We start from the raw sequence: 14,493 nt of genomic DNA, 5'->3' as shown, positions 1-14,493 counted from the left end.
ATCCCAAAAACTGACGTCATGGTCAATACAATCGGTCGTACGGACGCTGCGGTGTTGCCGTCGGTACCGCGCAGCCCGCTGTCGTACCGACAACAGCTCAAGTTGTTCACGACCATTCCCGTCGCGGCTCAGGAGATCTTGCGCGATGCGGGCGGGACCCTGACCCGCGTCAAACTCGTACCCCGGTGGGTCGGCCCCGAGTTCGTCTTCGCGCTGTCGCCGAGCGGTGCGCGTTGCATCCTCGGGGAGCCGGGACGCTCCACCGACCGCACACCCATTCACGACGAAGTCCGCAGCCTGCTCGGAGACAGCCTGTTCACCGTGCGCAACGACCACTGGGTACCCCGCAAACGCGCGTTGCAGCCGGTGTTCATGAAGCCGAATGTTCGCGCCTTCGGCGGCCACATGGCTCAAGCGGCCCAGACCGTTGTCGCCGGCTGGGCCGACGGGCAGGTGGTGGACCTGGATGCGTCGTGTCGGCGTCTGACGCTACGAGCGCTGGGCCGCTCGGTGCTCGGGATCGATCTGGACGAGCTGGCAGACAGCATCGGGGAATCGATGCACACCGCGCTGACCTACATCACTGCCCGCGCCATGACCCCGTTCAAGCCGCCCCACTGGCTCCCCACCCCGGGCCGGCACCGGGCCCGTGCCGCCGCGGCGCACTTGTACGACATGGCGGCACAAATCCTGCGGACCTGCCGCGACGACCCTGGCCACGACGCTCCATTGGTGCGGTCGATGATGGCGGCCACCGATCCAGACACCGGGCAGGCGCTGAGCGACGCGGAGATCTGTGCCGACCTCGTCATCTTCATGCTGGCCGGGCATGACACCACCGCAACCACGCTGACCTACGCCCTGTGGGCGCTCGGTCGTCATCCCGACCTGCAGGCCAGGGTCCGCGCCGAGGCGCACGCGATAGGCGACCGCGAAATCACCCCCGACGACCTACCGGGCCTGACCTACACAGTCCAGGTCATCCACGAGGCTCTCCGGCTGTTTCCGCCGGGACCGGCCAACCATCGGTTGATCACTCAGGACATGGAGGTCGACGGACACCTGGTGAAAGCCGGAACCGTGGCGCTGGTCGGCATCTACGCCATGCATCGCGACCCGGCACTGTGGGAGCATCCGCTGGAGTTCGACCCGGACCGCTTCAACCCGGAGCAATCCAAGGGGCGTGATCGCTGGCAGTACATCCCGTTCAGCGCCGGCCCACGGACCTGCATCGGCGATCATTTCGCGATGCTGGAAGCGACCCTGGCGCTGGCCACCATCGTGCGCCACACCGAAGTTCAGTCACTGCACGACGTTTTCCCGCCTGCGTTGCCGTTCACCATGACCGCCGACGGGCCCATCCACGCGCGGGTCCGTTCCGTGTAGCGACATATCCGGACATCCCACAGCGACGACCGCTAGGGTCGGGTTCGTGTGTCCCGCACGGCCTCAGCCCGTTCTCACCACGTTGACATCTGCCGCCATCTTTCTCATCGCGACCATCGATGAGGGCGCCGAGCCCGAAGTGCACGATGCGCTCACCGGGCTGTCCGGACTCGTTCGCGCAGTTGGATTCCGCACGCCCGCAAGCCGTCTGAGCCTGGTGACCGGCATCAGCTCGGACGCCTGGGATCGCTTGTTCAGCGGATCGCGGCCCGCCGGGCTGCACCCGTTCCCCGAATTGCAGGGTGCACGTCACCACGCGCCCTCGACCCCGGGCGATCTGCTGTTCCACATCCGGGCCAACGCCATGGACGTGTGCTTCGAGCTGGCCGGCCAGATTCTGAAGTCGCTCGACGGCGCGGTGACGGTGGTCGACGAGGTACACGGATTCAAGTTCTTCGAGAATCGCGACCTGCTGGGTTTCGTCGACGGCACCGAGAACCCGGACGGTCCGGACGCCGTGGTCGCGGCGCTGGTCGGTGACGACGATCCCGAATTCGCCGGTGGCAGTTACGTTCACGTGCAGAAGTACCTGCACGACATGTCGTCGTGGGAGTCGCTCAGCGTCACCGAGCAGGAACGGGTGATCGGCCGGAGCAAGCTCGAGGACATCGAGATGGCCGACGACGTCAAGCCGCCCAACTCGCACCTGGCCCTCAACGTCATCGAAGACGACGACGGCAACCAGCTCCAGATCGTGCGGGCCAACATGCCGTTCGGCCGCGTCGGCTCAGGGGAATTCGGCACGTACTACATCGCGTACTCGGCCGACCCGGCCGTCACCGAACGCATGCTGCGCAACATGTTCATCGGCGATCCGCCGGGCAACACCGACCGCATCCTGGATTTCTCCACCGCGGTCACCGGAGTGTTGTTCTTCACTCCCACAGTCGATTTCCTCGATGCCCCGCCGCCCCTGCCCGCCGCGCCACCGGCCGAACCCGAAGCCCAACCCACGTCCCCCGGCACCCTGTCCATCGGCAGTCTGAAAGGTCAACCGCAATGAACAACCTGTACCGCGATCTCGCTCCCGTCACCGCCGCCGCGTGGGCGCAGATCGAGGAGGAAGCCGCGCGGACGTTCAAGCGGCACATCGCCGGCCGCCGCGTCGTCGACGTGAGTGAACCGGGTGGACCCAAGACGGCCGCGGTCAGCACCGGCCACCTCGTCGATGTCACGTCACCGGCCGACGGTGTGCAGGCGCATCTTCGGGAAGCCCGGCCGCTGGTGCGGCTGCGGGTGCCGTTCACGGTGACGCGCACGGCCATCGACGACGTCGAGCGCGGCGCGCAGGACTCCGACTGGGATCCGGTGAAGGAAGCCGCCAAGAAGCTGGCGTTCTCGGAGGACCGGGCGATCTTCGAGGGCTACCCCGCCGCCCAGATCGAGGGCATCCGCGCCTCGAGCTCCAACCCGGCGCTGGCGCTGCCGAGCGATCCGCGCGGCTACCCGGACGTGATCTCGCAGGCGCTGTCGGAGCTGCGCCTCGCCGGTGTCGACGGACCGTATTCGGTGCTGCTGTCGGCGGAGGCCTACACCAAGGTCAGCGAGACCACCGAGCACGGCTACCCGCTGCTGGAGCACCTCAACCGCCTGGTCGACGGTGAGATCATCTGGGCGCCGGCCATCGACGGCGCGTTCGTATTATCCACGCGCGGAGGCGATTTCGATCTGCAGTTGGGCACCGATGTGACCATCGGCTACCTGTCGCACGATGCCGAGACGGTGCAGCTGTACCTGCAGGAGACGCTGACGTTCCTGTGCTACACCGCCGAGGCGTCGGTCGCGCTCGACAGCTGACGCATCGGTTGCTCCCCCGCACCACCGCATTGATCCTGTACCCAGGGCGCACTTCTTCGAGTGAGGTGCGCCCTCAGGTCAGGGTCAACAGGTCGGGATGCTCGAATCGAGTTGACCCTGAACCCTGGGCGCAGCTGCGTCGGCCACGCCAACGAGGGTGCGCCTAGCGCGTCTCGCGGGCGATTTTCGCGATCTGTATGCACCCTCGCGGGCAAGCCAGAACGGCGTCAGGCGCTCAGGACCGCGTCGAGTGCCGAGAAGAAGATGCCGAGTCCGTCGTCGGACGGGCCGGTGAGGGCCTCGGTGGCGTGTTCGGGGTGCGGCATCAGGGCGACGACGCGGCCGTTGGCCGAGCTGATCCCGGCGATCGAGCGCATCGAACCGTTCATGTTGTCGCGGTAGCGGAAGACCACGCGACCTTCGCCTTCGAGCTCGTCGAGCACGCTCTCCGACGCGACGTACCGTCCCTCACCCGACTTGAGCGGGATCAGGATGTCGGCGCCGGGTTCATAGCGGCTGCTCCACGCGGTCGACGTCGCGGTGACCTCGAGCCACACGTCGCGGCAGATGAAGTGCAGACCCTCGTTGCGGGTCAGCGCGCCCGGCAGCAGCCCGGCCTCGCACAGCACCTGGAAGCCGTTGCAGATGCCCAGCACGGGCATGCCCTTGCCGGCCGCTTCGACGACCGAGGTCATGACGGGCGCGAACTTGGCGATGGCGCCGCAGCGCAGGTAGTCGCCGTAGGAGAAGCCGCCGGGGACGATGACGGCGTCGACGCCCTTCAGGTCCGGATCGGCGTGCCAGAGGCTGACGGACTCGCCGCCTACGGCCCGGACGGCGCGCGCTGCGTCGACATCGTCGAGCGTGCCGGGGAAGGTGATGACACCGACCTTGGTGGTCATGCGTTCTCCCGGTGCACCGAGAAGTCCTCGATGACGGTGTTGGCCAGCAGCGTCTCGGCGACGTGCTCCAGCGTCTCGTCGGACACGGTGTCGTCGACCTCGAGTTCGAAGCGCTTGCCCTGGCGGACGTCGGACACTCCGGTGATCCCGAGGCGCCCCAGCGCTCCCACAATCGCCTGGCCTTGCGGGTCCAGGATTTCGGCCTTGGGCATCACGTGCACAACGACGCGGGCCACGCGCGCTCCTTTGTTCGGGTCGGATTGCTCTGCCGAGGCGAGCGTAGCGACGGGAAGACATCTGTACTCTACCGGCGCCCTTGTGCGCCGCGATGCCCGCACAATGGACTGATGGAGCTGACGCACTTCGGACATTCCTGCCTGTTGGCCCGATTCACCGACGGCGACGCGCAGGCGACGGTCCTGTTCGACCCGGGCAACTTCTCGCACGGGTTCGAGGGCATCACGGGACTGGACGCCATCCTGATCACTCATCAGCACCCCGACCACGCCGATCCGGCCCGGCTGCCGGCCCTGGTCGAGGCGAATCCGCAGGCCAAGCTGTATGCCGACCCCATGACCGCGGCGCAGCTGGGTGGCGCGTGGCAGGCCGTGCACGTCGGCGACACGGTGTCGATCGGTCACCTGACGGTGCGCGGCGCAGGCGGCAAGCATGCGGTGATCCACCCGGAGATTCCGATCATCGACAACATCTCGTACCTGGTCGGTGATGCTGGTCACGCTGCCCGCCTGATGCACCCGGGCGACGCGCTGTTCGTGCCGGACGAGCCGGTCGAGGTGCTGGCCGCACCGGCCGCCGCTCCGTGGATGAAGATCGCCGAGGCCGTCGACTTCCTGCGGGCCGTCGCGCCGCAGCATGCGGTGCCGATCCATCAGGGCGTCGTCGCCGAGCAGGCCAAGGGCATCTACTACGGCCGCCTCGACGAGATGACCGACACCGACTTCCGGGTGCTGACGCCCGAGCAGGAGATGCGGTTCTGAACGCGCGACGGTTCTTGGTGTGGTGGCCGCTTGTCGGGTTCACCGCGATGATCGCGCTGGGCATCGTCGTCCGGTCGGGTGACTCGGCCGTGGATCACTGGTTCATGCAGACGTCGCGCGCACTGCTCGGCGACCACCCGTACTGGATGCTGCTGCTCAACCGCGTCAAGGTGCTGGTACCGCTCTATCTGCTGGCTGTGGGCATCCCGCTGTGGCGACGCGAGTGGCGGCTGGCCACCGTGGCCGCGTTGTGCCCGGTCATCTCGATCATCGGCGCCAAGGTGCTGAAGGTGCTGTTCGGCCGGCCCTGGTACGGCGAGAATCTGGCGTATCCCAGCGGCCACACCACCGTGGCGATCACCGTCGCGGCCATGCTGGTGCTCGGGATCGGGGTGCACGCGTGGAGCGTCACGATCGCGACGATCGGCGCCGCCATCCCGTCTATCGGCATGGCCAGCAACCACTTCCACTACTTCACCGACATCATCGGCGGCGCGCTCTATGCCACGTCGATGGTGTGCCTGGCGGTCCTGGCCGCCGGCCCGCAGGTACTGCATCGTTCCCCGCGCGCCAGGGGCGCCGACCGCGTGCAGTCACCCGCCGGCGGCTAGGTACTCAGCCGACGGCGCGGGCCGCGGCACGTCCGGCGGCGCGGCCGGAGAAGATGCAGCCACCCAGGAAGGTGCCTTCCAGCGCCCGGTAGCCGTGCACACCGCCGCCGCCGAAACCGGCCGCCTCGCCGGCCGCGTACAGTCCGTCGAGCACCGCGCCCTCCGGCGTCAGCACCCGCGAGTCGAGGTCGGTGTGCAAGCCGCCCAAGGACTTTCGGGTCAGGATGTGCAGCTTGACGGCGATCATCGGGCCGGCCTTGGGGTCGGTCAGTTTGTGCGGCCCGGCGATGCGCGCCAGCCGGTCCGGCAGGTACGAGCGTGCGGCCCGGTAGGCCACGGTCTGGCCGTCGCTGGTGAGCTTGCTGGTCATCTCCTTGTCGCGGGCGTTGACCTCGGCCTCGACGGTCGCGTAGTCCAGCGGTTCGACGTCGGGCACCTTGTTCATGGCAGAAACCAAGTCGCGCAATGTGTTCGCCGACACGAAGTCCACGCCCTTGTCGACGAACGCGCGGACCGGGGCCGGGCCACCGCCCCGGCTACGCCCCAGCACTTCCCGCAGGTTCTTGCCGGTGAGGTCGGGATTCTGCTCCTGTCCGGACAGCCCGAATTCCTTGGCGATGATGCTCTGGTCGAGCACGAACCACGTGTAGTCGTAACCGGTTTGGCAGATGTATTCCAGCGTGCCCAGGGTGTCGTAGCCCGGGTACAGCGGGTCGGGCAGCCGCTTGCCGGTGGCGTCCAGCCACAGCGACGACGGCCCGGGCAGGATGCGGATGCCGTGCAGCGGCCAGATCGGGTCGTAGTTGGTGATGCCCTCGGTGTAGTGCCACATCCGGTCGTTGTTGATGACGCTGGCGCCGGCGGCCTGGCTGATGCCGAGCATGCGGCCGTCGACGTGCGCGGGCACACCGGACAGCAGCTGGCCGGGCACCCGGCCCATGCGCTTGGGCCAGTTCTGGCGCACCAGGTCGTGGTTGCCGCCGATGCCACCACTTGCGACGATCACCGACTGCGCGCGGAACTCGAACTCCCCCACGGTGTTACGCGATGACGCCTCACCACGGGCAGTGTTCGACGGTTCCAGCACCGCGCCGCGCACGCCGGCGACGGCGCCTTGATCGACAATCAGTTCGTCGACCCGATGCCGGTGTGCGAAGCGCACTTTGGGGTGCCCGACGACCCGTCGCGCGAAGATGTCGACCAGTGCCGGGCCGGTACCCCAGGTGATGTGGAAGCGCGGCACCGAGTTGCCCGGCCCCTTGCCGTCCCAGCCGCCACGTTCGGCCCAGCCGACCAACGCGAAGGTCTGCAGGCCCCGCTCGCGCAGCCAGCTGCGCTTCTCGCCCGCGGCGAAGTCGACGTAGGCGCGCGCCCACTGCTCGGGCCAGTGGTCCTCGTCGCGGTCGAAACCTGCTGTGCGCAGCCAATCTTCCAGCGCCCGCTCGTAGCTGTCGCGAATACCGACCCGTCGCTGTTCGGCGCTGTCGACGAAGAACAGTCCGCCGAACGACCAGAACGCCTGGCCACCGATGTTGGCCTCGTTCTCCTGGTCGACGATCAGAACTGACCGGCCCCGCTCGAGCAGTTCGGCGGCAGCGACCAGCCCGGCCAGCCCGGCCCCCACCACGATGACGTCAGCGTCCATGGGGCCACGCTAGCGTCCCAGGGGTCAGGCCGCGTCAGTTAGTGCCGGGTCGGGCGTCCACTCGTAGGCCGCGGGGGCGCAACCGTGCATGAGTGAGAGGTCGATGGCGTCGAGCATGGCCTGACGCGGCCCGGTCCGGCGCAGCTGACCGGCGGCCACGGCGAGCCGGACGGTGCCGCCGCGCCGGGCCGTGCGCTCGGCGGCCAGCACCAGGGTGCGACACCACCAGGGTTCGGTGAGGAACCCCTCGCCGATGCCGAAGACCCGCGACCGCAAGGTGGTGGACCGCACCAGGTCGGTGATGCCCGCATCGCCGGCCAACAGCCGGAATCCGTTGCGCGGCAACGCGGTCACGGTGCCCTGCGACGCCGTCCAACCGGGCGCGGCGAACAAGCGGGTGCGCAGGCCGAGGTGTTCGAGCACCCGGTCGGCGCCCATCAGCCGCAGGTTGGCCTCGTGTGCGGGCAGGGCGGCGAATTCGCCGCGACGCTTCTTGCTGGCCGCTTCGTCGAACCCGTGCAGGACAACAGCGGCCCCCGCCGCACGGCGTTTGGTCAACCACTCGACCGTGGGGATGTCACGCTCCAGCCGGTAGCCGCCTTTGAGCCGCGGGGCGACCAGCAGCGACGCCGGAATCTGCCGGGCGTCGAGCTCGGCACAGAAGTCGGCGACGTCACCCAGCGTGCGGTCCCGGATCCCCGAGATCGAGACGATCAATTGGCCAGCCATGTAAGCAGTGTGACAACGTCAGGTGTCCCGTCGGTTGCCGTGACATTGGTGCCGCCTGAACACTGCCCCTTTTCTCTCCCTGCTCTTCAGCGCGAGCGGCCGTGTTTGTACGGCGACACGCCGACCTACGTGTACAAAACGCGGCCACTCAGCAGCCACGAGCGGCACCTTCTTGCACGCAGATTGCGGCGCGTCGCCGTACAGACACGGCCGCTCAGCAGTTGTGAGCGGCACCTTCCTGCACGCAAATTGCGGCGCGTCGCCGTACAAACACGGCCGCTCGCGGGAAGTGGGGGCAGCGGGAAGTGGGGGTGGGAGGCGGGAAGGGGGGCGGCGGGAGGTGGGGTGCGCGGGAAGTGGGGGTGAGAGGCGGGAGGTGGGCGGGGCTGGCCGGAGAACTAGCCGGAGAAGAGGATGCGGGCGAGGCGTTCGGCGGTGTCGACGGGATCGGGGTCGGTGACCGCGCCGTTGAGGGTCAGCAGCGCGAAACCGTGGACCAGAGACCACGCGGCCAGGGCCGAGCCCTCGGGGTCGTTCTGGGCATTGGGATCAACCAGGGTCGCCACGCCGCCGGTGAGTTCGGCGGCCGCCTCGGCTTCGGCGGCTCGCAGGTCCGGGTCGGATGCGTCGTAGAGCATCTTGTCGAACATGACGGCGTAGTGGCCGGGGTGGTCGAGGGCGAACTGCACGTAAGCCCGTGCCGCATAGGCGAATTCCGGCTCCGCCTCAGCGAGGGCAGCCGCCAGCTGCGTGAAGCCCTCGGTCGCCAGCGCGGTGAACAACCCCCGCCGATCGGTGAAGTGGTGCGCCGGCGCCGCGTGCGATACTCCGGCCGCGCGGGCCAACTCGCGCAGCGAGATGCTGTCGGCGCCACGTTCGGCGACGAGCGCGGCCGCCTGCTCCAGGATGACGGCCTTCAGATCGCCGTGGTGGTAGCTCTGCCTGGCCATGTCCGCATCCTATCTTGACAGTGTCAAGTTCCAGGATATCCTTCAATCTAGACGTCGACTAGATTACGGAGGCGCAGCCCATGGCCGTTCTTCTCGCTCTCGTGCTGGGCAGCCTGGCCGCACGCGTCGCCGGCTGGCTCGGGGTCGGCTACGTCGACAGCTGGCCGAGCGCCATCGCGGTCGGCTTGGCCCTGATGTTCTTCATGACCGGCGTCGCACATTTCACCCCGGGCATGCGGCGCGACATGATCGCGATCGTCCCGCCGCGGCTGCCGTCGCCGGAACGACTGGTGGCCATCACCGGCGTGCTGGAGCTGCTCGGCGCCGTCGGGCTCCTGTTCCCGCCCACGCGTGTCGCGGCCGCCATCTGCCTGTTCCTGCTGATGCTGGCCATGTTCCCCGCCAACATCTACGCCGCGCAGATGCCCGACACCCCGCCCTCCATGGCGTCGAACCTAGGCGTGCGCTCCGTCCAGGAGGTCATCTACCTGGCCGCTGCCATATTTGTCGCGGTCCGCGGTGGCTAGCACCCAGGCGTACTGGAACGCGGCTTCCTTCCAGCGTTCGTAGCGCCCACTGGTGCCGCCGTGCCCGGCCGCCATCTCGGTCTTGAGCAAGACGGGATGGTCGTCGGTCTTGGTACTGCGCAGCGCGGCAACCCATTTCGCGGGCTCGACGTAGTACACGCGGGTGTCGTTGAGCGACGTCATCGCCAGAATCGCCGGGTAGTCCTGAGCCGTCACGTTCTCGTACGGCGTGTAGGACTTCATGTAGTCGTAGACGGCCTTGTCCGCCAACGGGTTACCCCACTCGTCCCACTCGGTGACGGTGAGCGGCAGCGACGGGTCGAGGATGGTGGTCAGCGCGTCGACGAAGGGCACCTGGGCGAGGATGCCGGCGAACAGGTGCGGCGCCATGTTGGCGACGGCACCCATCAGCAGGCCACCGGCACTGCCACCGAGCGCCACGAGATTCTCCGGCCTGGTGACGCCCGTGGCGATCAGATGCTCTGCGGCGCTGATGAAGTCGGTGAAGGTGTTCTTCTTCTCCAGCAGCTTGCCGTGCTCGTACCAGCCACGCCCCAGCTCACCGCCGCCACGCACGTGCGCGACGACGAACACCACGCCGCGGTCCAGCAGCGACAGCCGGGCGATCGAGAAACGGGGGTCCTCGCAGGACTCGTAGGCGCCGTAGCCGTACAGCAGCGCGGGCGCCGGGGTCGGCGCGCCCACCCGCTGGATGATCGACAACGGCACCTTCGTACCGTCGGCGGCCACCGCCCAGTCCCGGCGCTCGAGGTAGTCCTCGGGCCGGTAGTCACCAAGAACCGGCTGCTCGCGCAACAGGATTCGTTCACCGGTGGCCAGGTCCAGGTCATAGATCCGCACCGGGATGACGAACGACGTCGCCCCCACCCGCAGCCGCGGCGACGACCAGTTCGGGTTGCCCGACAGGCCGACCGACATCAACTCCGACTCGAACGCGATCTCCTGGGTCTCGCCGTAGTTGCCGTCGGAATCGAAGGGCCACAGCTGGATTCGCGGCAACGCCTCCCGCCGATAGCTCACCACCAACTGGTCGGCGAACGCATCGACGCCATCGAGGCGGACGTCGTCGCGGTGCTCGATGAGCGTGCGGGCGCCGTCGAGGCTCGTCAGCGGAGCATCGGACACCGGCACATCGACCAGCGTGAAGTTCTCGGCGCCGTCGTTATGCAGGATCAGGAACCGATCCTCGCCGCCGACCACCGCGTGCTCGACCGAATATTCGACGGAGTCCTTGCGCGGCAACACCACTTTGAATTCGGCCTTGGCGTCGCCCGCGTCGGCGTAACGCACCTCGGAGGTGACGGCACTGCCCGCGGCGATGAAGATGTACTTGTCACTGCGGGTGCGGCCCACGCCCACCCAGAACCGCTCGTCGGACTCGTGGTGCACCTTCTCACCGGGCAGCCCGGAGCCCAGTCGGTGACGCCAGACGGTGTCCGGCCGCCAGGCGTCGTCGACCGTGACGTAGTAGAGCGTCCGGTTGTCGGCCGCCCAGGTGCCGCCGGCGCCGATGCCGGTGATCCGGTCGTCGTACAGCTCACCGGTGCGTAAGTCCTTGAACTTCAACGTGTATCGCTCGTCGCCCACGGTGTCGACGGAGTAGGCGAGGATGTTGGCGTCGACGCTGACGGTGGCCGCGCCGAGCGAGAAGAAGTCGTGGCCCTCGGCCTCGACGTTCTCGTCCAGCAGCACCTGCTCGCCGGGGACCTCGGTGTGCTCATCGAGCTGCGGCGGGGTCCAGTCGTCGGGATCGCTGATGGGGCACCGGCAATGCACGCTGTACTGCTTGCCCTCGAAGCTGCGGGCGTAATACCACCAGTCGCCGCGTCGGGTCGGCACCGACAGGTCGGTCTCTTTGGTACGGGCCTTGATCTCGTCGAAGATCTTCTGCCGCAGCGGTTCCAGTGGTGCGGTGACTTCCTCGGTGTAGGCGTTCTCCGCGTTCAGGAGCGCGAGCACCTCGGGGTCGTTCTTGTCGCGCAGCCACTCGTACGGGTCGATGAACACGTCGCCGTGGTGTTCGCGGCGGTGATCGACCTTCTTGGCGATCGGCGGGGTGCTCACGCGCCGATCCAATCGGCAAAGCGGCGACCCGAAATCCGTTCGTACGCTTCGATGTACCGCGCCCGGGTGGCCTCGACGATGTCGTCGGGCAACGCCGGCGGCGGGGTGTCGCCGGCGCGATCCCAGCCGGAGTCCGGACCGGTCAGCCAGTTGCGGACGAACTGCTTGTCGAAGCTGGGCTGCACCACACCTTCGGTGTAACCGTCGACCGGCCAGTATCGCGACGAGTCCGGCGTCAGCACCTCGTCGGCGAGGACCAGCCCGCCGTCGGCATCGACTCCGAACTCGAACTTGGTGTCCGCCAGGATGATTCCCTTGGTCAGCGCGTGCGCGGCGGCGGCGCTGTAGACCTTCAGTGTCGCGTCGCGCAGCTGCTCGGCCCGCTCGGCGCCCACCAGCTTCACGACGGCGTCGAACGCGATGTTCTCGTCGTGCGCACCGATCTCGGCCTTGGTCGCCGGCGTGAACAGCGGCTCACCGAACCTGCTGGCCTCGGTCAGCCCGTCGGGCAGCGCAATGCCGCACACCTGGCCCGTCTTGCGGTAGTCGATGAGCCCCGAACCGGTCAGGTAGCCGCGCGCCACGCACTCGACCGGCATCATTTCCAGGCTGCGCACCACCAGGGCACGGCCCAGCACCTCGGCGGGGATGCGCTCGTCGTCGGCCGGGCCGGCGAGGTGGTTGGCGGTGCCCAGCTGCTCGGCCAGATAGTCGAAGAAGAAGACGCTCATGGCGGTGAGCACGCGGCCCTTGTCCGGGATCTCGCTGTCGAGGACGTAGTCGAAAGCCGAGATCCGGTCCGATGCGACGAACAGCAGGTGGTCGTCGTCGATGCGGTACAGGTCGCGAACCTTGCCGCTGGTCAGATGCCGGTAGTCGGACAAAGCTGGGCGCATCGGACCACCCTATCTGTTGGGATGGTTGGCATGAGTTCGCGCTATGTGCCCTACGCCCGGACGCCGGGCCGGTTGCTCGCCCAGCTGACCAGCGACGTCGTCGCGCTGGTGTGGTTCGTCATCTGGATCTCCGTCGGCGTCGCGGTGCACAGCGCGATCGCCACCATCGCCGACGTCGGGCGTCAGGTGCACGACGGCGCCGACGGTGTTGCGGACAGCCTGGCCTCGGCCGGCCACAATGCCGACGGCATTCCCCTGATCGGGAAGGCGTTCGGGGCCCCGTTGCGGTCAGCCGGCCACGCCGCGGTCGACATCGCGGGCGCGGGCGACAGCCTGAACAGCACCGCCAGCTGGCTGGCCTGGGTGCTCGCACTGGCGGTGGCGCTGCCGCCGATCCTCGCCGTCGCGATGCCGTGGCTGGTGCTGCGGATCAGGTTCTTCCGCCGGAAGTGGACGGCCGTGACGCTGGCGTCGACCGACGCCGGCGAACAGCTGCTGGCGTTGCGGGCGCTGGCCAACCGGCCGCTGGCAAAGCTGACCGAGGTTTCCGACGATCCGGTGACCGCGTGGCGCACCCACGACACCGTCGCGATCCGGAAGCTGGCGGCGCTGGAACTGCGGTCGGCCGGTCTCCGGCCGGCCCGGCCCACGTCGTCCTAACGGATGACACCGACCGATCGTGGGCGTTTGCTCTTGCATTGCCGCTGAGTCGTTGCTTCACTGGTAAGCCGTCGGCACTATCTTTCAGGGCTTCTCTGGCTGATCGCTCCAGCAGCGCGGGCGCCGCCAGACCGCGAATTCCTGCGCTGCCGATCGCTGCGCCGATCTCGCTCCAGCAACCGGGCAAATCATCAATTTCGGCGCCTCACCCATCCAACTGAAACCTGGCAACGAATACCAGTTGTCGTGCTCGTGAACCGTGCGGGCACCACAAACGTGTACAGGGCACAGCACTTCCCTACGAGCCGTCGGAGTCGCCGGCTGAGCAGGCGTGCGCGCGATCAGCATTCTCAGGCCGTCGGCCTGGAGAGGAAGCCATGGCAGAAAAACTCAAACCGCATTTTGCGGACGTCCAGGCGCATTACGACCTGTCAGATGATTTCTTCAGACTGTTTCTGGATCCGAGCCAGACCTACAGTTGTGCCTATTTCGAACGCGACGACATGACGCTCGAACAGGCCCAGTTGGCGAAGATCGACCTCGCGTTGGGCAAGCTGGGCCTCGAACCGGGAATGACGCTGCTCGACATCGGCTGCGGCTGGGGCGCGACGATGCGACGCGCAATCGAGAAATACGACGTCGACGTCGTCGGGCTGACGTTGTCGAAAAACCAAGCCGCACATGTCAATCGACTGTTCGACGGCCTGGACACCACGCGCTCGCGGAAGGTTCTGCTGGAGGGCTGGGAGGAGTACGACGAACCGGTGGACCGCATCGTGTCGATCGGCGCCTTCGAGCATTTCGGCCACGACCGCTATCCGGCGTTCTTCCGGATGGCCTACGACGCGCTCCCGCCCGACGGCGTCATGCTGCTGCACACCATCTGCGGCATCAAGCCGGCGCAGGCCGCCGAACTCGGTGTACCACTGACTTTCGAGCTGGCGAGGTTCATCAAGTTCATCCTCACCGAGATCTTCCCGGGCGGCCGGCTGCCGTCCATCCAGATGGTCTGTGACCAGGCCGGTGCGGCCGGATTCCGGGTGACTCGGGTGCAATCGCTGCAGCCGCACTACGCGCGGACCCTGGATCTGTGGGCCGAGGCGCTGGAGGCACATCGCGATGAGGCCATCGCAATCCAGTCGGTGGAGGTCTACGACCGGTACATGAAATACCTGACGGGTTGCGCGGACATGTTCCGTCGCCGCCAGGTCGACATCAACCAGTTCACACTGGAGAAGTAGGCCCGG

The 14,493-nt window shown here is 67.6% G+C and carries 15 protein-coding genes; 8 read left to right on the top strand and 7 right to left on the bottom strand.

Going from position 1 to position 14,493, the window contains the following annotated elements; translation table 11 throughout:
- Positions 1–18 precede the first annotated feature (18 nt).
- Genes ACJH6J_RS14895 through ACJH6J_RS14885 form a run of 3 tightly spaced genes read left to right on the top strand, consistent with a single transcriptional unit; the run spans position 19 to position 3,243 of the window.
- Positions 19–1,386, top strand: a complete 1,368-nt coding sequence (locus ACJH6J_RS14895; RefSeq protein ID WP_073696662.1) for a cytochrome P450 — start codon at positions 19–21, stop codon at positions 1,384–1,386.
- 46 nt (positions 1,387–1,432) lie between these two features.
- A complete protein-coding gene (locus ACJH6J_RS14890; RefSeq protein ID WP_073696663.1) occupies positions 1,433–2,449 on the top strand; it encodes a Dyp-type peroxidase in 1,017 nt (338 codons plus the stop codon).
- Positions 2,446–3,243 (top strand): family 1 encapsulin nanocompartment shell protein, encoded by a 798-nt coding sequence (locus tag ACJH6J_RS14885; protein ID WP_073696664.1) that lies wholly within the window; start codon positions 2,446–2,448, stop codon positions 3,241–3,243. The genes ACJH6J_RS14890 and ACJH6J_RS14885 overlap by 4 nt, the downstream gene beginning before the upstream one ends.
- Before the next feature lie 227 nt (positions 3,244–3,470).
- Here the strand turns inward: ACJH6J_RS14885 and purQ are convergent, their stop codons facing one another.
- Positions 3,471–4,145, bottom strand: coding sequence for a phosphoribosylformylglycinamidine synthase subunit PurQ (gene purQ / locus ACJH6J_RS14880; protein ID WP_406804142.1), 675 nt, complete (start codon positions 4,143–4,145; stop codon positions 3,471–3,473).
- Positions 4,142–4,381 (bottom strand): phosphoribosylformylglycinamidine synthase subunit PurS, encoded by a 240-nt coding sequence (purS, locus tag ACJH6J_RS14875; RefSeq protein ID WP_020098778.1) that lies wholly within the window; start codon positions 4,379–4,381, stop codon positions 4,142–4,144. Before purS ends, purQ begins: the two co-directional genes overlap by 4 nt.
- A gap of 111 nt (positions 4,382–4,492) precedes the next feature.
- Between purS and ACJH6J_RS14870 the strand changes: the two genes are divergently transcribed.
- Positions 4,493–5,143: an MBL fold metallo-hydrolase gene (locus ACJH6J_RS14870; RefSeq protein WP_212813480.1), complete on the top strand. Its 651-nt coding sequence runs from the start codon at positions 4,493–4,495 to the stop codon at positions 5,141–5,143.
- Positions 5,144–5,160: 17 nt separating this feature from the next.
- Positions 5,161–5,754 carry a phosphatase PAP2 family protein gene (locus tag ACJH6J_RS14865; RefSeq protein ID WP_212813482.1) on the top strand — a complete coding sequence of 198 codons (594 nt, stop codon included), beginning with the start codon at positions 5,161–5,163 and terminating at the stop codon, positions 5,752–5,754.
- A 4-nt stretch (positions 5,755–5,758) separates the two neighbouring features.
- On the opposite strand, the gene ACJH6J_RS14860 is transcribed toward ACJH6J_RS14865, so the two are convergent.
- The 3 genes from ACJH6J_RS14860 to ACJH6J_RS14850 all read right to left on the bottom strand — a co-directional run bounded on the left by ACJH6J_RS14860 (position 5,759) and on the right by ACJH6J_RS14850 (position 9,078).
- Positions 5,759–7,399, bottom strand: coding sequence for an FAD-binding dehydrogenase (locus tag ACJH6J_RS14860; RefSeq protein WP_212813484.1), 1,641 nt, complete (start codon positions 7,397–7,399; stop codon positions 5,759–5,761).
- Positions 7,400–7,423: 24 nt separating this feature from the next.
- The gene (locus ACJH6J_RS14855; protein ID WP_212813486.1) at positions 7,424–8,128 is read right to left on the bottom strand and encodes a DUF2334 domain-containing protein; all 705 of its coding nucleotides are present in this window, start codon (positions 8,126–8,128) and stop codon (positions 7,424–7,426) included.
- Positions 8,129–8,526: 398 nt separating this feature from the next.
- A complete protein-coding gene (locus tag ACJH6J_RS14850; protein WP_212813488.1) occupies positions 8,527–9,078 on the bottom strand; it encodes a TetR/AcrR family transcriptional regulator in 552 nt (183 codons plus the stop codon).
- A gap of 80 nt (positions 9,079–9,158) precedes the next feature.
- Between ACJH6J_RS14850 and ACJH6J_RS14845 the strand changes: the two genes are divergently transcribed.
- Complete coding sequence (locus ACJH6J_RS14845; protein ID WP_212813490.1) at positions 9,159–9,605, top strand: DoxX family protein; 447 nt, start codon at positions 9,159–9,161, stop codon at positions 9,603–9,605.
- Here the strand turns inward: ACJH6J_RS14845 and ACJH6J_RS14840 are convergent.
- The gene (locus tag ACJH6J_RS14840; protein WP_406784448.1) at positions 9,534–11,690 is read right to left on the bottom strand and encodes a S9 family peptidase; all 2,157 of its coding nucleotides are present in this window, start codon (positions 11,688–11,690) and stop codon (positions 9,534–9,536) included. The two genes, ACJH6J_RS14845 and ACJH6J_RS14840, sit on opposite strands and share 72 nt — an antisense overlap.
- Entirely contained in the window at positions 11,687–12,586 is a 900-nt protein-coding gene (locus tag ACJH6J_RS14835) for a phosphoribosylaminoimidazolesuccinocarboxamide synthase (protein WP_267324618.1), read from the bottom strand. The genes ACJH6J_RS14840 and ACJH6J_RS14835 overlap by 4 nt, the downstream gene beginning before the upstream one ends.
- A gap of 30 nt (positions 12,587–12,616) precedes the next feature.
- Here ACJH6J_RS14835 and ACJH6J_RS14830 point away from each other — a divergent pair, with 30 nt between their 5' ends.
- Together ACJH6J_RS14830 and ACJH6J_RS14825 are read left to right on the top strand one after the other, a co-directional pair.
- On the top strand, positions 12,617–13,246 hold the full coding sequence (locus ACJH6J_RS14830; protein ID WP_406784449.1) for a hypothetical protein: 630 nt from the start codon (positions 12,617–12,619) through the stop codon (positions 13,244–13,246).
- A gap of 377 nt (positions 13,247–13,623) precedes the next feature.
- A complete protein-coding gene (locus tag ACJH6J_RS14825; RefSeq protein ID WP_406784450.1) occupies positions 13,624–14,487 on the top strand; it encodes a cyclopropane mycolic acid synthase family methyltransferase in 864 nt (287 codons plus the stop codon).
- Positions 14,488–14,493 lie beyond the last annotated feature (6 nt).

This window comes from Mycobacterium sp. SMC-18 (assembly GCF_045310895.1).
Taxonomy (GTDB): Bacteria; Actinomycetota; Actinomycetes; order Mycobacteriales; family Mycobacteriaceae; genus Mycobacterium.
This window is presented reverse-complemented; position numbering and strand designations above follow the sequence as displayed.

What these genes read in the sequence shown, in the direction of transcription:
- ACJH6J_RS14895 (WP_073696662.1), top strand. Translation starts at nt 19, where the DNA reads ATGGTCAATACAATCGGTCGTACGGACGCTGCGGTGTTGCCGTCGGTA.
- ACJH6J_RS14885 (WP_073696664.1), top strand. Translation starts at nt 2,446, where the DNA reads ATGAACAACCTGTACCGCGATCTCGCTCCCGTCACCGCCGCCGCGTGG.
- purQ (WP_406804142.1), bottom strand. Translation starts at nt 4,145, where the DNA reads ATGACCACCAAGGTCGGTGTCATCACCTTCCCCGGCACGCTCGACGAT.
- ACJH6J_RS14870 (WP_212813480.1), top strand. Translation starts at nt 4,493, where the DNA reads ATGGAGCTGACGCACTTCGGACATTCCTGCCTGTTGGCCCGATTCACC.
- ACJH6J_RS14860 (WP_212813484.1), bottom strand. Translation starts at nt 7,399, where the DNA reads ATGGACGCTGACGTCATCGTGGTGGGGGCCGGGCTGGCCGGGCTGGTC.
- ACJH6J_RS14855 (WP_212813486.1), bottom strand. Translation starts at nt 8,128, where the DNA reads ATGGCTGGCCAATTGATCGTCTCGATCTCGGGGATCCGGGACCGCACG.
- ACJH6J_RS14850 (WP_212813488.1), bottom strand. Translation starts at nt 9,078, where the DNA reads ATGGCCAGGCAGAGCTACCACCACGGCGATCTGAAGGCCGTCATCCTG.
- ACJH6J_RS14845 (WP_212813490.1), top strand. Translation starts at nt 9,159, where the DNA reads ATGGCCGTTCTTCTCGCTCTCGTGCTGGGCAGCCTGGCCGCACGCGTC.
- ACJH6J_RS14835 (WP_267324618.1), bottom strand. Translation starts at nt 12,586, where the DNA reads ATGCGCCCAGCTTTGTCCGACTACCGGCATCTGACCAGCGGCAAGGTT.
- ACJH6J_RS14830 (WP_406784449.1), top strand. Translation starts at nt 12,617, where the DNA reads ATGAGTTCGCGCTATGTGCCCTACGCCCGGACGCCGGGCCGGTTGCTC.
- ACJH6J_RS14825 (WP_406784450.1), top strand. Translation starts at nt 13,624, where the DNA reads ATGGCAGAAAAACTCAAACCGCATTTTGCGGACGTCCAGGCGCATTAC.